This window comes from Streptomyces sp. NRRL F-5123 (assembly GCF_000721495.1).
Lineage (GTDB): Bacteria > Actinomycetota > Actinomycetes > Streptomycetales > Streptomycetaceae > Actinacidiphila.
The window spans coordinates 74,714-98,008 of the sequence record NZ_JOHY01000003.1; the positions used below are offsets into that span (position 1 = coordinate 74,714).

The following is a 23,295-nucleotide window of genomic DNA, read 5'->3' on the forward strand; positions in this document are numbered from 1 at the left end:
TGGCGGACGATCGACCGATTGGCTCGCACAAAACGGACGGACCGCGTCCCCCGACAAGGGGAACGCGGTCCGTGTTACTCGCGAGTTACAACAGCCGTGGAGGCGCTGTCCTACTGACGGATCAACGACCGCAGGACGTACTGCATGATGCCGCCGTTGCGGTAATAGTCCGCTTCGCCGGGCGTGTCGATGCGGACCACCGCGTCGAACTCCACGCCGGTGTCCGTGCTGACCTTCACCGTGCGCGGGGTGCTGCCGTCGTTGAGCGCGGTGACGCCCGTGACGGAGTACGTCTCCTCACCCGTCAGGCCCAGCGTCAGCGCGCTCTCGCCCTCCGGGAACTGGAGCGGCAGCACGCCCATGCCGATCAGGTTGGAGCGGTGGATGCGCTCGTAGGACTCCGCGACGACCGCCTTGACGCCCAGCAGCGCCGTACCCTTGGCCGCCCAGTCGCGCGACGAGCCCGAACCGTACTCCTTGCCCGCCAGGACGACCAGCGGGATGCCCTGGTCGATGTAGTTGCGCGAGGCGTCGTAGATGAACGCCACGGGTGCGTCCGCCTGGGTGAAGTCGCGCGTGAAGCCGCCCTCGGTGCCGGGCGCGATCTGGTTGCGCAGCCGGATGTTGGCGAAGGTGCCGCGGATCATGACCTCGTGGTTGCCGCGGCGCGAGCCGTAGCTGTTGAAGTCGCGGCGCTGCACGCCGTGCTCGGTGAGGTACTGGCCCGCCGGCGTGTCGGCCTTGATGGCACCGGCCGGGGAGATGTGGTCGGTGGTGACCGAGTCGCCGAGCTTGGCGAGCACACGGGCGCCGGCGATGTCGGTGACGGGCGCCGGGTCCATCGTCATGCCCTCGAAGTACGGGGGCTTGCGGACGTAGGTGGACTCCGCGTCCCACTCGAAGGTGTTGCCGGTGGGCACCGGCAGCGCCTGCCACTGGGCGTCGCCCGCGAAGACGTCGCTGTAGGAGGTGCGGAACATGTCCTCACCGATCGCCGACGCGACCACGTCGTTGACCTCGGACTCCGACGGCCAGATGTCCGCCAGGTGGACCGGCTTGCCGTCCTGGTCGGTGCCCAGCGCGTCCCGCGTGATGTCCAGCTTCATCGAGCCGGCGATGGCGTACGCGACGACCAGCGGCGGGGACGCCAGGTAGTTCATCTTGACGTCCGGGTTGATCCGGCCCTCGAAGTTGCGGTTGCCCGAGAGCACCGAGGTGACCGCGAGGTCGGCCTCGTTGACCGCCTTGGAGACCTCCTCCGGCAGCGGGCCGGAGTTGCCGATGCAGGTCGTGCAGCCGTAGCCCACGAGGTTGAAGCCGAGCTTGTCCAGGTACGGCGTCAGGCCGGCCTTGTCGAAGTAGTCGGTGACCACCTTCGAGCCGGGGGCCAGTGTGGTCTTGACCCACGGCTTGCGGGTCAGGCCCCGCTCGACCGCCTTCTTGGCCACCAGCGCGGCGGCGACCATCACGTACGGGTTGGAGGTGTTGGTGCACGAGGTGATGGCGGCGACCGTCACCGCGCCGTGGTCGAGTTCATAGGTCGAACCGTCCTCGGCCGTGACCAGGGTCGGCTTCGTCGGTACGCCGTTGCCGGAGGGCGCCGGGGAGTCGGAGGCCGGGAAGGACTCCTTGCCCGCCTCCTGGTCGTCGGTGACGTAGTTGCGCACGTCGACGGCGAACTGCTCGGCGGCCTTCGCCAGCACGATGCGGTCCTGCGGGCGCTTGGGGCCGGCGATGGAGGGCACCACCGTCGACAGGTCCAGCTCCAGCTTCTCGGAGTAGTCCGGCTCGGCGGCCGGGTCCAGCCACAGGCCCTGCTCCTTGGCGTAGGCCTCGACGAGCGCGACCTGCTGCTCGGAGCGGCCGGTCAGCCGCAGGTAGCTCACCGTCTCGGCGTCGATCGGGAAGATCGCGGCGGTCGAGCCGAACTCCGGCGACATGTTGCCGATGGTGGCGCGGTTGGCGAGCGAGGTCGCGGCGACGCCCTCGCCGTAGAACTCCACGAACTTGCCGACGACGCCGTGCCCCCGCAGCATCTCGGTGATGGTCAGCACCAGGTCGGTGGCGGTGGTACCGGCGGGCAGCTCACCGGTGAGCTTGAAGCCGACGACGCGCGGGATGAGCATGGAGACCGGCTGGCCCAGCATCGCGGCCTCGGCCTCGATGCCGCCCACGCCCCAGCCGAGCACGCCCAGGCCGTTGACCATGGTGGTGTGCGAGTCGGTGCCGACCAGCGTGTCGGGGTAGGCCTGGCCGCCGCGGACCATGACGGTGCGGGCCAGGTGCTCGATGTTCACCTGGTGAACGATGCCGGTGCCGGGCGGGACGACCTTGAACTCGTCGAACGCGGTCTGGCCCCAGCGCAGGAACTGGTAGCGCTCCTTGTTGCGGCCGTACTCCAGCTCCACGTTCTGCGCGAAGGAGTCGGGGGTGCCGAAGCGGTCGGCGATGACCGAGTGGTCGATGACGAGCTCGGCGGGCGCGAGCGGGTTGATGCGCGCTGGGTCGCCGCCCAGCTCCCTGACCGCCTCGCGCATCGTGGCCAGGTCCACCACGCAGGGCACGCCGGTGAAGTCCTGCATGATCACGCGGGCCGGCGTGAACTGGATCTCCTGGCTGGGCTGCGCCTGCGAGTCCCAGCCGCCGACCGCGCGGATGTGGTCGGCGGTGATGTTCGCGCCGTCCTCCGTGCGGAGCAGGTTCTCCAGCAGCACTTTCAGGCTGTAGGGCAGTCGGGCGGAGCCCTCGACCTTGTCCAGCCGGAAGATCTCGTACGACTCGTCGCCCACCTGCAGCGTGCTGCGGGCGTCGAAGCTGTTCGCCGACACGGCAGTCTCCTTCATGCGTCGTGTTGCGTGCGTGCGCGCGTGTCCCCGCGACCGTCTGCACCACGGTCCCGGAACGGCTCGGCAGATATCTCGATGTCGAGATAACTCTAGTACATGACCGCCGGAGGTTCATGTGGGGCCACGGTGTCCGGGCTCCCGCCTTGCGCCGGACGGGTGGCGCGATGGTACGAAAGGGGATGACGGGACGTCATGTCCCTTTGCGCACAAGCCACCCTGGGGGGACCGCCACATGCAGGCCGGAGTAGCACTCACCGCCTACCTAGTCAACGAATCCCGGGCCCGGCGGCCCGAGCTGGCTGCCGATCCGCTGGCCGCGGCATGGATCCCGGAGCCCGACCGGCCGGGGGTGAAGGAGCTGTGGCAGGGCTTCGCGGACACCGTCTACCCGCACGACGACCTGGTCGTCGCGCTGCGTGGCCGCTTCATCGCGGACGTGCTCGCCGAGGCGCTCGCCACGGATCCAGACACGGTGCTGGTGGTGTGCGGCGCGGGCTTCTCCTCCTACCCCTGGCTGCTGCCCTTCCGCACCGCCGTCGAGGTCGACCTGCCGGACATGGCCGCCGCCAAGGAGCACCGTGCCGCCGAGCTGACGGCCGAGGGGACCCTGCCGCGCCGCGAGGTGCGGCACCTCGGGGCCGATCTGGGCAGCGCCGCCGACCGGGACGCGGTGGCCGCCGCCGTGCGGGAGCTGTCCGCCGGGCGACCGGTGGCCTACGTCGTGGAGGGCGTGCTGTTCTACCTGCCGCCCGCGGACGCGCTCGCGGTGGCCGGGCTGGGCGCGGACTTCGGCGGCACCTCGGTGAGCGCGGTGAGCTACTGGCCGGCCGCGGCGTCCGGCAGCCGGGTGCTGGCCGCGCAGCGGGAGTGGTTCCGCAGCCGCGCGGTGCCGCCGGAGGCGTCGTACCAGACCAACGCGGAGCTGACCGGGCTGTTCGGGCGCCCGCTGCGGGACCTGGGGCCGGAGGACCTCCAGCGCCGCTATCTGGGGGGCGTGCAGGTGCCGGAGTCCGAGCTGATCCCGGAGTACGTCGCCGTGGCGGTGGCCGGATGAGCGGGTCCGTACCGCCCGCGCCGGGGCCTGAGGGCACGCCGGGGGGCGCCGCGTACCCGGTGCTGCACCTGCAGAGCCGCGCCTATCCGCTGCACCACAGCTCCCCCGGCGCGGTCCTGGAGCCGCTGCCCGTGCCGGGGCTGGGCGACCTGCGGCCGGTCGCGGGGACCCTGCGCACGCTGGCCTACAATCCGGACGGCACCGTGGAGATCGACCTGACGCCGCTGATCGGCCGCGCGGTGTCGCTGCCGGGCACCGAGATCGTCGCCTGCCACGCCCGGGTCCTGACCGCCGGCACGATCCTGGTCGTCTACGCGCTGCGGCACGAGCAGGATCTGCGCGCTCTCGACCTCGCGGCGCTCGACGCACTGGACGCCGAGGTCAACCGGAGCCTGCGGGAGGCGGACGCGCCGCTGCTCACGGCGGTGCTCGCGGCCGCGGTGAACAGCGGGCTGCTCCGGGACGTCGCGCTGCGGCCGGACCTCGCGCTGAGCGGCGAGCAGTCGCCCGTCGACCGCCGGTCCGCCCGCTACAACTGCCACCTCGTCACCCAGGACCCGCCGTGGGCACCCGACCCGCGGGTGCCGGAGCTGATCGCGGGTCCCGGCTGCCGGATCCTGTTGCCGTACACCTACGCCTGGGACGCCGACCCGGCCGTGCCGCTGGACGACCTGCTCGCCATGACCGAGCCGACCGACATCGCCGTGGCCCAGCAGTCGCTGCTGATCGGGGCGCTCACAGCGGGGCGCTGGGTGCTGGCGGACCTCGCCCACGGGCACCCGGAAGGCACCGACGTGCACGCCTTCCGCCGCTTCCTGGACGGGCTGTGGGCCGACTTCCACCACCTCGACGGCTACCGCATGGAGTCGACGCAGACGCACCGTGCGAGCTACCTCTCCGCGCGCCAGGTGATCGGCCTCGACGACACGCAGGAGCGGGCCGACCGGCTGCTCGGCTACGTCAGCAACTCGCTGCAGGCCGCCTCGTCGCAACGGGCGGAGGAGCTGGACACCCGGCTCAACCGGGTGGCCGCGGCGCTGGCCGTGGTGAGCGCCGCGTCGTTCGGCCTGGACATAGCGGTCTTCCTGCTGCCGCAGGTCTCGCTCGCGACCAAGCTGGGCGTGGTCACGGGCCTGATCGGGCTGGCGCTGTCGTGCCTGATGGCCGTGATCGTGCCACGGATCAGGCGCGCCCCTGCCGTCGCCGCCCGCCGCCGGTCGGCCGCCCGCCGGGCGGCGCGGGAGGCCCGGCAGGCCGTGGCCGGGGCCGCCGCCGCGCTGCCGGGAGCCGCCGCGGCGCTGCCGGGAGCCGAGCCGGGCGGCGGGGCGGCGGCCGTGCCGAACGAGGGGTGAGCGGATGCCGGGCTTCACCCGGACGGCTGCGGGCGGCGAAGCGGGGAAGACGGACCGGGGAGCGCGGGGATCCCGGTGCGGCCACGGCGTGGCACGCGGCGGCCCCGCTGGTCAGCCCGGGTGTGACGGCTGGTGCGGAGGTTGCGTGCGGGAAGCGCGTGGATACGGTGGATCCGTCGGCACCAGCGGACACGCCACCTGCGTATGGGGCACGCCACGAATGGCGGTACCGGCGTTGCCTCATCTCATATATGAGATAGGGTCACTGTCATGACCGACGACTACCTGGTACGTATCGGCAGGCTCATCCGGGACGCCCGGCAGCACCGGAACTGGACGCAGACGCAGCTCGCGGAGGCCCTCGGCACCAGCCAGAGCGCGGTGAACCGGATCGAGCGTGGCAACCAGAACATCAGCCTTGAGATGATCGCCAGAATCGGCGAGGCACTGGACAGCGAGATCGTGTCCCTCGGCTACGCCGGCCCGATGCATCTGAGGGTGGTGGGCGGCCGCCGGCTGTCCGGCTCCATCGACGTCAAGACCAGCAAGAACGCCGGTGTGGCGCTGCTGTGCGCGACGCTGCTGAACGCCGGCCGCACCACGCTCCGCCGGGTCGCCAGGATCGAGGAGGTCTACCGCATCCTCGAAGTGCTCGGCAGCATCGGCGTGAAGGCCCGCTGGATCAACGACGGCAACGACCTGGAGATCGTGCCGCCCGCGACCCTCGACCTTGCCGCGATCGACACGGAGGCGGCCCGCCGCACGCGCAGCGTCATCATGTTCCTGGGCCCGCTGCTGCACCGGACCGACCGCTTCCGCATCCCTTACGCGGGCGGCTGCGACCTCGGCACCCGTACCGTCCAGCCGCACATGAACGCGCTGCGGCACTTCGGCCTCGACATCACCGCGACCGACGGCTCCTACCACGCCGAAGTGGCCGGCGGGATCACCCCGCACCGCCCGATCGTGCTGACCGAGCGCGGCGACACCGTGACCGAGAACGCGCTGATGGCCGCGGCCCGGCACGACGGGGTCACCGTCATCCGCAACGCAAGCTCCAACTACATGGTCCAGGACCTGTGCTTCTTCCTGGAGGAGCTGGGCGTCCGGGTCGAGGGCATCGGCACCACGACGCTCACCGTGCACGGCGTCTCGCACATCGACCGCGACGTCGACTACGCCCCGTCCGAGGACCCGGTCGAGGCGATGAGCCTGCTCGCCGCGGCCGTCGTCACCGAGTCCGAGCTGACGATCCGCCGGGTGCCGATCGAATTCCTGGAGATCGAGCTGGCGGTGCTGGAGGAGATGGGCCTGGACTTCGAGCTGGCCCCCGAATACCGCGCGGACAACGGCCGCACCCGGCTGACCGACCTCACCGCGCGCCCCTCCAAGCTGCGCTCGCCGATCGACAAGATCCACCCGATGCCCTTCCCCGGGCTGAACATCGACAACGTGCCCTTCTTCGCGGCCATCGCCGCGACCGCGCAGGGTTCCACACTCATCCACGACTGGGTCTACGACAACCGGGCGATCTACCTCACCGAGCTGACCCGGCTCGGCGCGTCCGTCAAGCTTCTCGACCCGCACCGCATCATGGTCGAGGGCCCGACCCGCTGGCGCGCCGCCGAGATGATGTGCCCGCCCGCGCTGCGCCCCGCCGTCGTCGTGCTGCTCGCGATGATGGCCGCCGAGGGCACCTCGGTGCTCCGCAACGTCTACGTGATCAACCGCGGCTACGAGGACCTGGCGGAGCGCCTCAACTCGATCGGCGCCCAGATCGAGATCTTCCGCGACATCTGACACAACGATGCCGCCGCACCCCGTCCGACCCACTGAGTGGTGGGTCGGACGGGGTGCGGTCCGCGGTGGCAGCGGCGGGAAACGGCGCTCGGGCCCCGTTCGCCTGCTGTCGGGACGGACGGCCTCAGGCCGGCCGGTGCCGCGCAGCAGCCGGGGTCATGGCGTGGTCAGGTCGAAGCGACCGACGTTCACGGAACCGCCGAGGGACTGGGTGGCGTAGTCGAACAGGGCGAAACGGTAGCCCATGAAGAACTGCCAGCTGCTGTCCATGGTGAAGGCGGATCCCAGGGGGGTGAAGTTCGATCCGTCGGTGCTGTAGGAGAAGCGTGCCTGGCGGCCGGAGCCCGGCCGGATGTCGGCGGTGGCACGCAACCAGATCTTCCCTCCGGACACAGGGGCGGAGGCCACTTCCGTGCCGGTCGCCGTGGTGTTCCAGTTGCCGTCCATGGTGATGTTGTCGACCATGGCCACCCGGGTCTGGCCGCCGTCGCGTCTGAGGCCGATCCAGGCCGAGGAGTTCCGCAGCATGGCCAGGCCCGCCCTGTCGCCGTCGTGCATCGCGGAGTAGTCCATCGTGACCGTCGCGGTGGAGGAAGGGCCGAGAATGCGGTGGGTGAGGGTGTTGCGGGCCGAGTAGAGGTCGCCGGTGACGGTCGCCGTCCGCAGCTGGAGGCCGTTGTTCACGGTGTACTTGGTCGTGTCGGGGTTGTGGTTCCACTCCCACTCCGGTCCGAGCGCGGTACCGCTGAAGGTATCGGTCCCGGTGGGGGGCTTCACCTGTTGCGTCGAGGCGGGGATGTTCGGCAGAGGATAGGACGAGCCCCACGCGTTGTTGACGGTCTGCACGACCGGCCAGCCGTCGGACGTCCAGGTGACGGGGGCGAGGACCGGGACCCGACCGCCGGGGTAGGCGTCCTGGAAGGCCATGTAGTACCAGTCGCCGTTCTGCGTCTGCACCAGCCCTCCCTGGTGCGGCACGCCGCCCCCCGCGACCGGCCCGGGCAGGTCGAGCAGAACCTGGTGCATGGTGTAGGGGCCGAACGGACCGCTGGTCGACTTCAGGATGTACTGGCCGTTGGCCGGCCTGGTCAGGAAGATGTAGTAGTTCCCGTTGATCTTGTACATCCGCGAGCCCTCGAGCGTCCCGACGCTGGACGGAGTGGTGAACACCTGCTGGGTGCGCACCTGGGTCCGTCCGTCGGCCGACAACTGGGCCACGCTGATGTTGGTGTTGCCGTACGAGACGTACATGGTGTCGTCGTCGTCGATCATCAGCCCGGCGTCGTAGTAGCAGTTGTCGATCGTGGTGCGCCTGCTCCACGGGCCCTCCACCGAAGTGGCCGTGTAGATGTACGTCTTGTCGAAGTCGATGCAACCGCCCCAGTAGAACGTCTTGTCGCTCTTGCGGTAGTTGAGGAACGAGGCCCACACTCCGCGTACGTAACCGCGGCCGCCGTTCAGGTCGTACTTCGACCCGAAGTCCAGCGAGGGCACCGAGTGGCCGGCGAACTCCCAGTGGACCAGGTCGTACGAACGCAGGATCGGCGCGCCCGGCGAGTAGTGCATGGTGGAGGCCGAGTAGTAGTACGTGTCGCCGACCCGGAAGACGTCCGCGTCGGCCAGGTCCTCCCACAGGACCGGATTGCTGTACTGCCCGGTCGGCGGCGTGGTGGTGCCCAGGGGGCTGAGCCTCCAGTGCTGGTTGGCGCCGCCGGTGGAGTCCCACACCTGGACCGCGGTGCCGTTGGCAGTCTGGCTGCCGGGCGTCTCCAGGGCCCGGCCGGAGGCGACGTTGACCAGCGTGTACGTGCCGTCGCTGTTCTGGCCGACCCGCCAGCGCTGGTTCGTACCGCCGTTGCCGTCCCACACCTCCACCTTGGTGCCGTTGGCCGTCTGTCCGCCCGGCTCGTCCAGCACCCGGCCGCTGGCCAGATTCGTCAGCGTGTATGTGCCGTCGCTGTTCTGGCCGAACCGCCACTGCTGGTTCGTACCGCCGTTGCCGTCCCACACCTCCACCTTGGTGCCGTTGGCCGTCTGCCCGCCCGGCTCGTCCAGCACCCGGCCCGCCGCGACGTTCGACACCGTGTACACCGTGCCGGGCACCACGTCCGCGGAAGCGGGCTGGACACCCGCCAGACCTGCCGCCCCGGCCAGCAGCAGCGGTGCGACGACCAGAGCGGCGCGGCGGCTCGGCCGCCTCATGAGGCGCCGGCCCGGCGGTCCCGGCTTCGGACGGCGTCGTCCTGGCGAGCGCCTCGCCCTGGCCCATGGCAGCAAGAGCATGCCGGTCTCCTCTCACGATGGGGAAGAAGTGGGATTCGCTCCGGAATCCGCATCCGTGCCTGCGCAGCGCTCTCTTCGCCGGCAAGGATGCGCGGCGACACGAGGCGCGTCCGGGCGGTCGTCCTCCTCGGACCTTGGTGGGGCCGTCGGGCCGCTCTCCAGGGGGTGGGGGGAGAGAGCGACGAGGAAGAGGCGACGAGACATCCCATGTCGCTCTACGGATCCCATGCGGACTGACTCGGTGTCAATAGGTGTTCGCCAACCCCCGCAGCCCGGACGAGCCCCACAGAAGGCCGAACCGCCGGAGATTCATCCCATGGCATCGCACCACCTGCAGGAAAGCACCGAATCAAACATGATCGAACAACAAGGTCGGACAAAACCCTTGACCTGCGATCACGGCGTTCCTACGATCGGCCACCGCTGAGGCAACACGGGCCCCAAGTGCACCGGCGACCACGAAGGGTGGCCGCTTCGGGCCCGCCAACTGCGGGCGCTCCACGGCGGAGAACGGCCCCCGCGCGCAGGGGAGCGTTCCCCTGCGCGCGGGGCGGCGGGGCGGTACACGGACACGCATCGACTCACGGCTCGACTCCGGCGCCCACGAGCCGGTGCTGGGCCTCAACCTCGGAAAAGGGACCGGTGACACATGAACAGAAGGCGATGGCGACCGCGCCGGGCGGCCTCAGGGAAACGCTGGCTGAGGCTGGGTCTGGCGCTCGTCCTCAGCGTCGCCGCGGGGGGCGGCGCCGTGATGGCGGCCGCCCCGGCGGCCCAGGCGGCCACGGCGATCACGGTCAACGGCGCCTCCACCGGCCGGGCCTTCGACGGCGTGGGGGCGATCAGCGGCGGCGGCGGCAACTCCCGCCTGCTGATCGACTATCCGTCCGCGCAGCGCTCCCAGATCCTCGATTACCTGTTCAAGCCCGGTTACGGCGCCGCGGTGCAGTTGCTGAAGCTGGAGATCGGTGGTGACGCCAACTCCACCGACGGCAGCGAGCCGAGCATCGAACACGCCCGCGGCGACGTCAACTGCAACGTGGGCTACGAGTTCTGGCTGGGAGAGCAGGCCGTCGCCCGCAACCCGAACATCAAGATCGTCGCTCTCCCCTGGGCCGCGCCCGGCTGGATCGGAGGTGGCAACTTCTGGTCGCAGGACATGATCGACTACGACGTCCAGTGGCTGGACTGCGCAAAGCAGCACGGCCTGCCGATCAGCTACATAGGCGGGTGGAACGAGCGCGGGCACAACAAGACCTGGTACGAGAACCTGCGCACCGCCCTCAACTCCCACGGCTACAGCAACGTCCAGATCGTCGCGGACGACAGCTTCGGCTGGGGCGCGGCGGACGACGCGCAGAGCGACTCGGCGTTCAAGGCCGCGGTCGGCGTGGTCGGCGCCCACTACCCGTGCGGCTACCTCGGCGATGCCACCTCCTGCTCGTCGAGTTCCAACGCGGTCGCCAGCGGCAAGCAGCTGTGGGCCAGCGAGTTCGGCTCGCAGGACTACATGACCGGCTCGGGCCCGTACATCCGCAGCATCACCCGCGGCTACCTCGACGGCCAGATGACCGGCTTCATCAACTGGCCGCTCATCGCCGCGCTCACCCCGAACCTTCCCTTCGCCACCGACGCGCTGGCCGTGGCCTCCTCGCCGTGGTCCGGCGCCTATCAGCTCGGCAAGAGCCTTTGGGCCAACGCCCAGGTCGCCCAGTTCACCCAGCCCGGCTGGCGCTTCCTCACCGGCTCCGCCTCCGGCTACCTCGGCGGCAACCGCGGCAACGGCAGCTACATCTCACTGAAGTCCACCAACGGCACCGACTACTCGACGATCTACGAGACCACCACCGCATCCGCGGCGCAGACGGTGAACATCAACGTGACGGGCGGACTGAACACCGGCACCGTCCACGTGTGGTCCACCGACCTGGGCTCGTCCAGCTCGGCCAACTGGTTCGTCAAGCAGTCCGACGTCACGCCGAGTGGCGGCAGTTACTCGCTCACCCTCCAGCCCAACCACATCTACTCGGTGACCACCACCACCGGCCAGGGCAAGGGCACGGCGGCCGGCCCCGCGACCGCGCCCCTCGCACTCCCCTACGGCGACACCTACGACGCCAACGCCTCCCGCACCGAGGCGAAGTACTTCTCCGACATGCAGGGCTCCTTCGAGGTACGGCCCTGCGCCGGAGGCCGGACGGGCCAGTGCCTCCAGCAGGTCACTCCCGGCAAGCCGATCGAGTGGCAGGACGACAGCGACGCGTTCGGCCTGCTCGGTGACCCCTCCTGGAGCAACTACACGGTCAGCACCGATGTGAACTTCCAGCAGTCCGGCACCGTCACCCTGCTCGGCCGGGCCAACACCCAGCAGCGTCCGCAGTCGCACCAGGCCGCCTATCAACTGCGGCTGAGCGACACCGGCGCCTGGTCGATCGCCAAGAACACCACTTCCGGCACCCTGACCACCCTCGCCTCGGGGACCCGCGCCTCGCTGGGGCTGGGCACCTGGCACACCGCCACGCTCAGCTTCACCGGCAGCCAGATCAGCGCCACCCTCGACGGCACCGCCCTCGGCTCCGTCACGGACGGCTCCTACTCCACCGGCCAGGTGGGACTGGGTGTCGTCGGCTACCAGTCCGACATGTTCGACAACCTCTCGGTGACCGCGACCAGCGGCGGGAACGGCGGCAGCGTCGGCCAGATCCGGAGCGCGGACTCCGGCCGCTGCGTCGACGTCCCCAACGCGACGCAAGCCAACGGCACCGTGACCGAACTGTGGGACTGCAACGGTGGCGCGAACCAGATCTGGACCGCCACCTCAGCCAAGCAGCTCACGGTCTACGGCACCAAGTGCCTCGACGTGTACGGCCGGGGCACCGCCGACGGCACACCTGTCGACATCTACGACTGCAACGGCGGCACCAACCAGCAGTGGACCCTGAACTCCGACGGCACGATCGTCGGTGCCGGTTCGGGCAAGTGCCTGGACGCCTCCGGCGGCTCCACCGCCAACGGCACCCTGCTGGAGATCTGGACCTGCAACGGAGGCGCCAACCAGAAGTGGACCCGCAACTGACCCCCCACTGACGCGGTGCGGCGCCCGGCAACGCCGGGCGCCCCCGTGGCCCCCGGGCGTACCTGGGGATCCTGGCCCTGCGGCACCGACCGACCGTGCTGCGGGGCCAGACAGGCAAGCCGCACCCCACCTGGCCCGGGAGGACCGCACAGCCGACCCGCGGCCCGGGTCGGCGCGCGCCGAGTCGTCCCTTCCGCGACGTCTGGCCCCCGCGCCCCCTGGTGCCGGGAGGTCGCGCACCCGCGGCCCGGCATTCGCCGGGGCCGCCGGATCAGTCCTCGACCCAGCCGTGGCCGCGGGCGAAATCCACCGCGCGGCGCCGGATCTGGAGGATCTGCTCGCCGGTGAGGGAGGGGGCCGCCACAAGCAGGGCCTCGGTGAACTCACGGGTGAAATCCTCCCGGGAGAGCACGTCGCACATCGGCTCGCCGTCGACGACCGGGCCGGAGATCCCGGGCGCGTGGCCCTCGGCCGGCGGCCGCTCGGCGCCCTCGGCGAGGCGTACGGACGAGGCCTTCAGACCGCGGTCGCCCTCCTCGATCTCGAACTCGACCTGCAGTCCGGAGCGAAGGTACGACTCCGGGATCAGCAGATCGTTGACGTGCAGGAAGACGTCCTCACCGCCGAACGCCGGAGCAATGAACCCGTAACCCCGGGCACTGTCGAAACGCAGCACTCGACCGGCAACCACAGCGACCCCCACCCGACACGAACCCGACACGAACCCGGCACCATCGTATCGAGCACGCGATCGCAGCGTCATCCGCCCGGTGGACAAACGGGCGCGCCCGGCGCGGGAAGCAGTGCGAAGGTTCCCGTACACCCCCGGCGCGCGGAGGCGTACGCCGGAGCGCTCTGCCTCAACTCGCATGTTTACACCACCAGTTGCGCGTAGCTCCCCCTTTCGCGCCATACCCGGCGGCACCACCCGCTGCTTGACTTGATCCCGCGGGTGGCCACCGGGCCGGCGGCTCAGGCGCCGTAAGGGCGGCGGCGTCCGCGGGAAGATCCGGATCGGCCCCGCGGCCGAGTGACCGAGTGGAGTACGCGATGAGCGCCCCCGCGAACGCCGGGCCCCGGCGCCCGCTGCCCGGGCCGCCGGTTCTCCGGCCCGCCGGCCTGCGCCGCCGCGGGGTGATCCCCGGCATCAGGCACCGACCCGTGCCTCCCGCCGACCCGCAGAAGGCCGCGGCCGTCGACGAGCGGCTGGAGGCGTGGGCGCGCGAGCTGGACCTCTTCCCGCCGTCCTGGAACGGCGACTTCGCGGGCTTCCAGTTCGGCCGGGCGGTGGTGCTCCAGCACCCGAACGCCCTCGACCTGGACCGTCTGACGGTCGCCGGCGAGCTGCTGCTCGCGGAGAACCTGGTCGACAGCTGCTACTGCGAGGAGGACGAGGGCCGCGGCGCCTCCCGGCACGGCCTGGGCGGCCCGCTGCTGCTGGCGCAGTCCGCGATCGACCCCTTCCACGGCACCCCGGAGCTGGAGCGGGAATGGCAGCGCGGGGTGCAGGCGGACGGCCCGCTGCGCTCGTACCACTGGGCGATGAAGGACCTCGGGCGCTTCGCCACCCCGAGCCAGACCGACCGCTTCGTGCACGACATCGCCCGGCTGCACCTGGGGTATCTGGCCGAGGCCGCCTGGGCCGAGACGCGCCACGCCCCCCAGGTGTGGGAGTACGTGGTGATGCGGCAGTTCAACAACTTCCGCCCGTGCCTGTCGATCGTGGACGCGGTCGACGGCTACGAGCTGCCCGAGGCCCTCTACGCGCGCCCCGAGATCCAGCGGATCACGGCCCTGGCCTGCAACGCGACGACGATCGTCAACGACCTCTACTCCTTCGCCAAGGAGCTGGAGAGCGACCCCGACCACCTCAACCTGCCGCAGGTGGTGGCCCGCAACGAGGGCCGCGGGCTCAAGCACGCCTATTTCCGCAGCATCGAGATCCACAACCAGGTGATGGACGCCTTCGAGGAGGAGGCCGCGGCGCTGTCGCTGACCTCGCCGCTGGTCGGCCGCTACGCCCAGGGCCTGTCCGACTGGGTGGCCGGCAACCACGAGTGGCACGCGACCAACAGCCACCGCTACCACCTGCCCCACTACTGGTGAGCGGGCCCTGCCGCAACGGCGGGCGGGTTCACCGCGGGCGACACTCCGTGCCCGCACCCATATCAGTACACCGGTACCAGCACCGCTAGGAGCCACCGTTGGCCATCCCCCAGTCCGGCGCCACCGTCTCGCTGCCCGCCCAGTCGACGTACCAGTCCCGCGTCGCGGACTACTGGAACGCCGAGGAGAATCCGGTCAATCTCGAACTCGGCAAGATCGACGACCTCTACCACCACCACTACGGGGTCGGTGACGTCGACTGGTCCGTGGTGGACGAGCCGGACGCGGCGCGGCGGCAGCAACGGGTGACCGCCGAGCTGCACCGTCTGGAGCACGCGCAGGCGGAACTCCTCGCGTCGCACCTCGGGCCGCTCTCCCCCGCCGACCGGGTCTTCGACGCCGGCTGCGGGCGCGGCGGAGGCAGCGTGGTGGCGAACCAGCGCTACGGCTGCCACGCCGACGGTGTGACGCTCTCCACCAAGCAGGCGGACTTCGCCAACGAGCAGGCGCGCGCCCGCGGCATCGACGGCAAGGTGCGCTACCACCACCGCAACATGCTGGACACCGGCTTCGAAACCGGCGGTTACGCGGCCTCGTGGAACAACGAGTCGACCATGTACGTCGAGCTCGACCTGCTCTTCGCCGAGCACTCCCGGCTGCTGCGCCGGGGTGGCCGCTACGTGGTGGTCACCGGCTGCTACAACGACACCTACGGGCGCGCCTCGCGCGAGGTGTCACTGATCAACGCGCACTACATCTGCGACATCCACCCGCGGTCGGAGTACTTCCGCGCGATGGCCCGGCACCGCCTCGTACCCGTGCACGTGGAGGACCTGACGCCGGCCACGATCCCGTACTGGGAGCTGCGCAAGACCGCCGACCACCTGGTGACGGGGATCGAGGACGCCTTCCTCGACGCCTACCGGAACGGCAGCTTCCAGTACCTGCTGATCGTGGCCGACCGTGTCTGACCCGGTGCGACGCCACCTGGCATCGGCTGACACCGTCTGACACCCGCTGACGCCGTCACACGCCGCCCTCGTGGCCGGGCCCCGGACCGGGCCCGGCCACGAGGGCGCTGCCGGGCCGGCGGCTTCGGGCCCGGGGCCTCGGGCCGCGCCTCAGGCCAGGGTGGCGACCATGATCGCCTTGATGGTGTGCATACGGTTCTCCGCCTGGTCGAAGACGACCGAGTGCGCCGACTCGAAAACCTCGTCGGTGACTTCCAGCTCGCTCAGCCCGTACTGGTCGTGGATCAGCCGGCCGACCTCGGTGCCGAGGTCGTGGAAGGCGGGCAGGCAGTGCAGGAACTTCACGTCCGGCTTGCCGGTGGCGCGCAGCACGTCCATCGTGACCGCGTAGGGCGCGAGCGCGGTGATCCGCTCCGCCCAGACCTCCTTGGGCTCGCCCATCGAGACCCAGACGTCGGTCACGACGAAGTCGCAGCCCCGCACGCCCTCCGGGATGTCCTCGGTGAGGGTGATCGCGGCGCCGGAGGTCTCCGCGAGCTTGTGGGCCTCGGCGATGACGTCGTCGGCCGGCCAGTACGCGCGCGGGGCGACGATCCGCACGTCGAGGCCGAGCAGGGCGCCGGTGACCAGGTAGGAGTTGCCCATGTTGAACCGCGCGTCGCCGAGGTAGGCGAAGGAGACGCCGCGGTCGCGAAGGCCCGCGACGCCGCCGGTGTGCTCGGCCATGGTGAGCACGTCGGCCAGCATCTGGGTCGGATGCCAGTCGTCGGTGAGGCCGTTGTAGACGGGGACCCCGGCGTGCGCGGCCAGTTCCTCGACCGCGGCCTGGCTGGCGCCGCGGTACTGGATGGCGTCGAACATCCGGCCGAGCACCCGGGCGGTGTCCTTGACCGACTCCTTGTGCCCTATCTGCGAGCCCGCCGGGTCCAGATACGTGGTGGCGGCGCCCTGGTCGGCGGCGGCGACCTCGAAGGAGCAGCGCGTACGGGTCGAGGTCTTCTCGAAGATCAGCGCGATGCTGCGGCCGCGCAGCCGCGGCTCCTCGGCGCCGGCCTTCTTGGCCGCCTTGAGCTCGGCGGCCAGCTCCACCAGGCCCAGGAACTCCTCGGGCGTGCAGTCCAGCTCCTTGACGAAGGGGCGGCCCTTGAGGTCGACGGCCATGACGGGGACTCCTCGGTTGGTGGTACACGGCAACCATGGAAGTCTATACGAGACCTGACATGCTTATACAGTGCCTCTTTCGGGACCCCGTCTGCCGTTTTCCTACCACTGCGATGCCCGGCGGGAGCACGGCTCACACGGGGTCCCGTCTCACACCGGGTCCCGCTCGATCGGGCAGCTCATGCAGCGCGGGCCGCCGCGACCGCGGCCCAGCTCGCTGCCCGGGATCTCGATGACCTCGATACCGCGCTTGCGCAGGAAGGTGTTGGTCGTCGCGTTGCGCTCGTAGGCCACCACCACGCCGGGCTCCACCGCCAGCACGTTGCAGCCGTCGTCCCACTGCTCGCGCTCGGCGGCGTGCACGTCCTGCGTCGCGGTCAGCACCTTGACCGAGTCCAGGCCGAGCGCGGCCGCGATCGCCCGGTGCATGTGCTCCGGCGGGTGGTCGGTGACCTTCAGCTCGCTCTCCTCGCCACCGGGCTCGATGGTGTAGGACGGCAGCATCCCCAGGCCCGCGTACTGCGTGAAGGTGTCGCCGTCGACCATGGTCATCACCGTGTCGAGGTGCATGAACGCGCGCCGCTTGGGCATGTCCAGCGCCACGATGGAGCGGGCCGAGCCGGCCGCGAACATCCTGCGGGCCAGCATCTCCACCGCTTGCGGGGTGGTGCGCTCGCTCATCCCGATGAGCACCGCGCCGGAACCCAGCACCAGGACGTCGCCGCCCTCGATCGTCGAGGGGTAGGCGCTCTGCCCCTCGGACCAGACGTGGAAGCGGCCGCCTTCGAAGAGCGGGTGGTACCGGTAGATCGCCTCGAAGTGCACGGTCTCGCGCTGCCGGGCGGGCCAGCGCATCGCGTTGATGCTGACCCCGTCGTAGACCCAGGCCGAGGTGTCGCGGGTGAAGATGTGGTTGGGCAGCGGGGCGAGCAGGAAGTCGTCCAGCTCCAGGGCGTGGAAGCGGACCGAGACCGGCTCCTCGTGGCGGGCCAGGAATTCGCGCTTGGTCATCCCGCCGACCAGCGCCTCGGTCAGCTCCGGGGTGGTCAGCTCGTCGAAGGCGGCCCGCAGGTGCTCGGTGGCGAGCGGGCCGTACTCCTTCTCGTCGAAGACCCGGTCCAGGACGAGCGCCTTGGCCGCGGGGCGCTCCAGGGCCTCGGTCAGCAGGTCGCCGAACAGGTGCACCTCGACACCGCGGTCGCGCAGCACGTCGGCGAAGCCGTCGTGCTCGGCCCGCGCGCGGCGCACCCACAGCACGTCGTCGAAGAGCAGCGCGTCCTTGTTGCTGGGCGTCAGGCGCTTCAGCTCCAGGTCCGGGCGGTGCAGGATGACGCGGCGCAGCCGCCCGGCTTCGGAGTCGACGTGGAATCCCATGGGATCAGACCTTCCCACCCGGGGTGGGCTTTATCACCTGCCGGCTCGCGCCTGCCAGGCCTGCGCCCGGGCGGGCCCGTACCTCGGTGGGGTGCGGGCCCGCCGGGTCACAGACGCGGGTCGACGGGTTCGGACTCCAGGGCCAGGACGGCGAAGACCGGCTCGTGGACGCGCCACAGGGGCTCGCCGCCCGCCAGGCGGTCCAGGGCTTCGAGGCCGAGGGCGTACTCGCGCAGGGCGAGCGACCGCTTGTGGCCCAGGGCGCGCTGCCGGAGGCGGACGAGGTGGTCGGGGCGGGTGTACTCGGGTCCGTAGATGATCCGCAGGTACTCCCGGCCGCGGCACTTCAGGCCCGGCTGGACGAGCGCGCCGCCGGGCTCGCGCAGCCCGGTCGCGAGCGGCTTGACGACCATGCCCTCGCCGCCCGCCGCCGTGAGGTCGAGCCACCAGGTGGTGCCCGCGGCGACGGACGCCTCGTCGGCGGTGTCGACCCGCAGCCGCCGGGTGGTGCGCAGCAGCCCGGAGCCGTCGCCGGCGGCCAGCCGGTCGAGCAGCGCGAGCTGCCGGTCCTGCGGCAGCTCGGCCGCGAGGCTGCGGCCGCGGGCTGCCAGGATCTGGAAGGGTGCGAACTCGACGCCCGCCAGGCCGTCGGTGGTCCAGCAGTAGCGGCGGTAGGCGTCGGTGAACGCCTGCGCGTCCGCGGCTCTCTCGCGCTGCCGGGCCAGCAGTCCGCCCACGTCGGCGCCGCGGCCGGCCGCCGACTCCAGGGCGGCGAGCGCCGGCGGGAAGGCGGCGCCCGCGGCGGCCCCGACCGCGGCGTACTGGGTACGCAGCAGGCCGGAGGCCTTGAGGGACCAGGGCAGCAGCTCGCCGTCCAGCAGCAGCCAGTCGGTGTCCAGCTCCTCCCACAGGCCGGCCGTCTCCGCGGCGGACCGCAGCCGGGCGAGCACCTGCTCGGTGACCGCGGCGTCGTCGAAGAAGGGGCGCCCGGTGCGGGTGTGCAGCGTCCCCGTCACACCCGCAGCGGTGCCGAAGCGCTCGGTGGCGGCCTTCTCGTCGCGGCACACCAGGGCCACCGCGCGCGAGCCCATGTGCTTCTCCTCGCACACGACCTCGCGCACCCCGGCGTCGCGGTAGTAGGCGAAGGCCTCCGCGGGGTGTTCGAGGAAGCCCTCCTCAGCGGAGGTGGCGCAGGGCGCCATGGTCGGCGGCAGGTGGCACAGCAGCCGCGGGTCGACCGCGAAGCGGCTCATCACCTCCAGCGCCGCCGCGGCGTTCTCCTCGCGCACCGCGAGCCGCCCCATGCGGGAGGTCTCCACGATGCGGCGGCCCGCGACGTCACCGAGGTCGAGGGGACGGCCCTCGCGCCCGCCGGGAGCCTCGTTGAGCAGCGGCCGCACCGGCTCGTACCAGACGCGCTCGGCGGGGACGTCCACCAGCTCGCGCTCCGGCCAGCGCAGCGCGGTCAGCCGGCCGCCGAAGACCGCGCCGGTGTCGAGGCAGATGGTGTTGTTGATCCAGGAGGCGGCGGGCACCGGCGTGTGGCCGTAGACGACCGCCGCCCTGCCCCGGTAGTCCTCCGCCCAGGGGTAGCGGACGGGCAGGCCGAACTCGTCCGTCTCGCCGGTGGTGTCGCCGTAGAGGGCGTGCGAGCGCACCCGGCCGGAGGTGCGGCCGTGGTATTTCTCCGGCAGCCCGGCGTGGCAGACCACCAGCCGGCCGCCGTCCAGCACGTAGTGGCTGACCAGGCCCTCGATGAAGGCGGCGACGCGGCGCCGGAAGTCGGGGTCGCGCTCGTCCTCGGCGGCGAACTGCTCCACCGTCTCGGCCAGGCCGTGGGTGAGCTGGACCTGGCGGCCCTTGAGATGGCGGCCGAGCTTGTTCTCGTGGTTGCCGGGCACGCACAGGGCGGTGCCGGCCTCGACCATGCTCATGACGCGGCGCAGCACGCCGGGGCTGTCCGGGCCGCGGTCGACGAGGTCGCCCACGAAGACCGCGGTGCGGCCCTCGGGGTGCCGGCCGTCGTCGTAGCCGAGCCTGGCCAGCAGCGCCTCCAGCTCGACGCTGCAGCCGTGGATGTCGCCGACGATGTCGAAGGGCCCGGTGAGATGACGCAGGTCGTTGTAGCGGGGCTCGGTCACCACCCGGGCGGCGTCGATCTCCTCGGTGCCGCGCAGGATGTGGACCTTGCGGAAGCCCTCCCGCTCCAGGCCGCGCAGCGAGCGGCGCAGCTCGCGCTGGTGGCGCTGGATGACGTGCCGCGGCAGGGCGGCACGCTCGGGGCGCGCGGCGTTGCGGTCGGCGCACACCCGCTCGGGGACGTCGAGGACGATCGCGATGGGCAGCACGTCGTGCTCCCGCGCCAGCTTCACCAGCTGCCGGCGGGCCTCCGGCTGGACGCTGGTGGCGTCCACGACCGTCCGGCGGCCCGCGGCGAGCCGCTTGCCGGCGATGTAGTGCAGGACGTCGAAGGCGTCGGCCGTCGCGCTCTGGTCGTTCTCGTCGTCGCTGACCAGGCCACGGCAGTAGTCGGAGGAGATCACCTCGGTGGGCTTGAAGTGCCGCGCGGCGAAGGTGGACTTGCCGGAGCCGGTGGCGCCGATCAGCACCACCAGGGACAGGTCGGTGACCGCGATGCTGCGCCCCGCGGCGGATGCGGCGGGGGCGGTGCTGCCGCTGCTGCCGTCGGTGCCGGTCATGCCGCCTCCTCCTTCTTCTTGTCGTCGTGCGGTCCGTGCGGATCGTGCGGTCCGTGCGTGGTGAACAGGGCGAGCTGGGTCGGCGGGCCGACCTCGGGGTCGTCCGGGCCGACGGCGTGGAATTCCACGGCGTAGCCGTGCCGTCCGGCCACCGCCCGCGCCCAGTCGCGGAATTCCCCCCTGGTCCACTCGAAGCGGTGGTCGTGGTGCCTGCGGTGGCCCGCCGGCAGCGTCTCCCAGCGCACGTTGTACTCGACGTTCGGCGTCGTCACGACCACCGTCCCGGGACGGGCGGCGCCGAAGACGGCGTATTCGAGCGCGGGCAACCTCGGGGGGTCCAGATGCTCGACCACCTCGCTGAGCACCGCCGCGTCATAGCCCTTGAGCCGCTTGTCGGTGTACGCGAGCGACCCCTGGAGCAGGGTGACCCGGGACGACTGCCGCTCGCCCATGCGGTCCAGCCGCAACCGCCGGGCCGCGATCTCCAGGGCCCGCACCGATACGTCCATGCCGACGATCTCGGTGAAGCGCGGGTCCTTCAGCAGCGCGGCCACCAGCTGGCCCTGGCCGCAGCCCAGGTCGAGCACCCGTGCGGCGCCGGCCGTGCGCAGCGCGGTGAGGATCGCCTCCCGGCGCTGCACCGCGAGTGGCTCGGGGCGCTCCTTCCCCTCCTCGGCGTCCTCCGGCTCCTCGGGCGCGACGGCGTTGTCGATCTCCTCGACCTCCACGTCGTCGGCGTCAGCGAGCCGCACCAGCTCCAGCCGCTCGTCGGCCTCCCTGGTCAGCGAGCGGCGGCGGGCCAGGTACCGGTGGGTGATCAGCCGCTGCTCGGGGTGCGCGGCCAGCCAGCCCTCGCCGAACCGCAGCAGCTTGTCGACCTCGTCGGCCGACACCCAGTAGTGCTTGGCGTCGTCCAGCACCGGGAGCAGGACGTACAGATGCCGCAGGGCGTCGGCGAGCCGCAGCTCGCCCTCCAGCACCAGCCGCACGTAGCGCGACGCACCCCACTCGGGGAAGGCGGCGTCCAGCGGCACCTGTTCGGTGGTCACCTGCCAGCCGAGCGGCTCGAACAGCCGGGCCACCAGCGCGGCCCCGCCGCGCGCGGGCAGCGCGGGCACCTCGATCCGCAGCGGCAGCGGCGCCGCCGCCCGCTCGGGCAGCTCGCGGCAGTCGCCGCGCAGCGCGCTCGCGAACACCGTCCGCAGCGCCACCGCCAGCAGCGACGACGCCGCGTACGGCCGGTCGTTCACGTACTGCGCCAGCGCCGCGTCGGGCGCAGTACCCTTGCCGCCCTTGCCGTCCCGACCCCGCCCGCGCCGGGCGAGCGCCGGCGGATCGACCTCCAGCAGCAGCGCCGCGGTGCAGCGCTCGGCGTCCACCTCGGGGTAGAAGACGTGCGCGTCGCCGTAGGAGGTGGCGAACGTCTGCGCCTTGCCCGGGTGCTTGTGCAGCAGGAAGCCGAGGTCCGTCGCCGGGCCCGCGGGCGTACCGCTCGTCGAAATCGTCAGGAACACCCGCCGAGTATCCGCCCGTCGCCGACCCCTTGACGAGGCGTTTTCGCCGCCGGGCCCGACGCGGTCCGGCCGGGCTCACCCCGGCCCGCGGTCCAACCGGCCGCGCAGGTCCTCGATCGCCGCCGGCCCGACACGGCAGCAGCCGCCGATCAGCCGGGCGCCGGCCGCCTGCCAGGCGAGGGCCGACTCGGCGGTGAAGGTGTGCGGGCCCGCCCAGCGCCGCGCGGCGGCGTCCCACTGCTCGCCGCTGTTCGGATAGGCCACGGCAGGCTTGCCGGTGACCGCGACCGCCAGCTCGACGGCGGCCAGGACGTCCTGCGGCGCACAGCAGTTGACGCCCACCGCCACCACCTCGTCCCGCCCCGCCGCCAGTGCGAAGGCCTCGGCGAGCGGCTGGCCGGCCCGCGTCCTGCCGCCCTCGACGGTGTAGGAGAGCCACACCGGCAGCCCCGTCGGCGCCGCCGCGCGCAGCATCGCCTCGGCCTCGTCGATGTCCGGCACCGTCTCCAGCGCCAGCACGTCGGGCGCCGCCTCCGCCACCGCCTCGATCCGCGGCCGGTGGAAGCCGGTCAGCTCCCGCACCGTCCTGCCGTACCGCCCGCGGTATTCGCTGCCGTCGGCCAGCACCGCACCGTAGGGCCCGACCGAGGCGGCCACCGCGATTCCCGGGCGCTCCGCTGCCGCTTGCCGGGCCAGCGTGACGCTGCTCCGCAGCAGCGCCGACGCCTCCGCCCGGCCGATGCCACGGCGGGCGAAGCCCTCGTAACCGGCCTGGTAGCCCGAGGTGATGAGCACATCCGCGCCCGCCCGTGCGTAGGCGGTGTGGGCGGCGCGGATCTGCCCGGGGTCGTCGGCCAGCAGCCGGGCCGTCCACAACTGGTCCGACAGGTCGCAGCCCTGGTCGGCCAGCTGGTTGGACAGCCCGCCGTCGAGCACCAGCGTGGCGCCCGCCGCCGGCCGCCACCGCTCCCCGCCGGGAGCCGGCGGACGCGCCTGGGGAAGGTCCCGGGGAGGGTCCGGCGGCTCCGCGGACGGCGGGACGGGCGGCGGGGTCATCGC

Annotated in this window: 14 protein-coding genes and 1 pseudogene; 6 read left to right on the forward strand and 9 right to left on the reverse strand. The window is 71.7% G+C overall.

What is annotated here, in order from left to right; translation table 11 throughout:
- Window positions 1-110: 110 nt before the first annotated feature.
- Window positions 111-2,828: an aconitate hydratase AcnA gene (gene acnA, locus IH54_RS0104095; protein ID WP_031512885.1), complete on the reverse strand. Its 2,718-nt coding sequence runs from the start codon at window positions 2,826-2,828 to the stop codon at window positions 111-113.
- Window positions 2,829-3,078: 250 nt separating this feature from the next.
- Here acnA and IH54_RS0104100 point away from each other — a divergent pair, with 250 nt between their 5' ends.
- The 3 genes from IH54_RS0104100 to IH54_RS0104110 all read left to right on the forward strand — a co-directional run bounded on the left by IH54_RS0104100 (window position 3,079) and on the right by IH54_RS0104110 (window position 7,052).
- Window positions 3,079-3,900, forward strand: coding sequence for a class I SAM-dependent methyltransferase (locus IH54_RS0104100; protein ID WP_031512886.1), 822 nt, complete (start codon window positions 3,079-3,081; stop codon window positions 3,898-3,900).
- The gene (locus tag IH54_RS44300) at window positions 3,897-5,252 is read left to right on the forward strand and encodes a hypothetical protein (RefSeq protein WP_031512887.1); all 1,356 of its coding nucleotides are present in this window, start codon (window positions 3,897-3,899) and stop codon (window positions 5,250-5,252) included. The genes IH54_RS0104100 and IH54_RS44300 overlap by 4 nt, the downstream gene beginning before the upstream one ends.
- A gap of 270 nt (window positions 5,253-5,522) precedes the next feature.
- Window positions 5,523-7,052, forward strand: coding sequence for a helix-turn-helix domain-containing protein (locus IH54_RS0104110; protein ID WP_031512888.1), 1,530 nt, complete (start codon window positions 5,523-5,525; stop codon window positions 7,050-7,052).
- Window positions 7,053-7,208: 156 nt separating this feature from the next.
- On the opposite strand, the gene IH54_RS0104115 is transcribed toward IH54_RS0104110, so the two are convergent.
- Window positions 7,209-8,732, reverse strand: coding sequence for a glycoside hydrolase 43 family protein (locus IH54_RS0104115; protein ID WP_234343368.1), 1,524 nt, complete (start codon window positions 8,730-8,732; stop codon window positions 7,209-7,211).
- Window positions 8,733-8,735: 3 nt separating this feature from the next.
- Window positions 8,736-9,335 (reverse strand): annotated as a pseudogene (locus tag IH54_RS46055) (RICIN domain-containing protein); the annotation flags it as partial.
- A gap of 649 nt (window positions 9,336-9,984) precedes the next feature.
- Here IH54_RS46055 and IH54_RS0104120 point away from each other — a divergent pair.
- Window positions 9,985-12,411, forward strand: a complete 2,427-nt coding sequence (locus tag IH54_RS0104120; protein ID WP_052397050.1) for a ricin-type beta-trefoil lectin domain protein — start codon at window positions 9,985-9,987, stop codon at window positions 12,409-12,411.
- A 271-nt stretch (window positions 12,412-12,682) separates the two neighbouring features.
- Here the strand turns inward: IH54_RS0104120 and IH54_RS0104125 are convergent, their stop codons facing one another.
- On the reverse strand, window positions 12,683-13,102 hold the full coding sequence (locus IH54_RS0104125) for a cold-shock protein (protein ID WP_031512891.1): 420 nt from the start codon (window positions 13,100-13,102) through the stop codon (window positions 12,683-12,685).
- A 359-nt stretch (window positions 13,103-13,461) separates the two neighbouring features.
- On the opposite strand from IH54_RS0104125, the gene IH54_RS0104130 reads away from it, so the two are divergent.
- Complete coding sequence (locus tag IH54_RS0104130) at window positions 13,462-14,517, forward strand: family 2 encapsulin nanocompartment cargo protein terpene cyclase (protein WP_031512892.1); 1,056 nt, start codon at window positions 13,462-13,464, stop codon at window positions 14,515-14,517.
- Between the two features lie 98 nt (window positions 14,518-14,615).
- Window positions 14,616-15,488, forward strand: a complete 873-nt coding sequence (locus IH54_RS0104135) for a geranyl diphosphate 2-C-methyltransferase (RefSeq protein ID WP_043179772.1) — start codon at window positions 14,616-14,618, stop codon at window positions 15,486-15,488.
- Window positions 15,489-15,638: 150 nt separating this feature from the next.
- Here the strand turns inward: IH54_RS0104135 and argF are convergent, their stop codons facing one another.
- The 5 genes from argF to mmuM form a co-directional block, all read right to left on the reverse strand.
- Window positions 15,639-16,649, reverse strand: coding sequence for an ornithine carbamoyltransferase (gene argF, locus IH54_RS0104140; protein ID WP_031512894.1), 1,011 nt, complete (start codon window positions 16,647-16,649; stop codon window positions 15,639-15,641).
- A 150-nt stretch (window positions 16,650-16,799) separates the two neighbouring features.
- Window positions 16,800-18,023 carry an arginine deiminase gene (locus tag IH54_RS0104145; protein ID WP_031512895.1) on the reverse strand — a complete coding sequence of 408 codons (1,224 nt, stop codon included), beginning with the start codon at window positions 18,021-18,023 and terminating at the stop codon, window positions 16,800-16,802.
- A 107-nt stretch (window positions 18,024-18,130) separates the two neighbouring features.
- Window positions 18,131-20,722, reverse strand: a complete 2,592-nt coding sequence (locus tag IH54_RS0104150) for a polynucleotide kinase-phosphatase (RefSeq protein ID WP_031512896.1) — start codon at window positions 20,720-20,722, stop codon at window positions 18,131-18,133.
- On the reverse strand, window positions 20,719-22,236 hold the full coding sequence (locus tag IH54_RS0104155; protein WP_052397051.1) for a 3' terminal RNA ribose 2'-O-methyltransferase Hen1: 1,518 nt from the start codon (window positions 22,234-22,236) through the stop codon (window positions 20,719-20,721). The genes IH54_RS0104150 and IH54_RS0104155 overlap by 4 nt, the downstream gene beginning before the upstream one ends.
- Window positions 22,237-22,311: 75 nt before the next feature.
- Window positions 22,312-23,292: a homocysteine S-methyltransferase gene (gene mmuM, locus IH54_RS0104160; protein WP_078861925.1), complete on the reverse strand. Its 981-nt coding sequence runs from the start codon at window positions 23,290-23,292 to the stop codon at window positions 22,312-22,314.
- Between the last annotated feature and the right edge of the window lie 3 nt (window positions 23,293-23,295).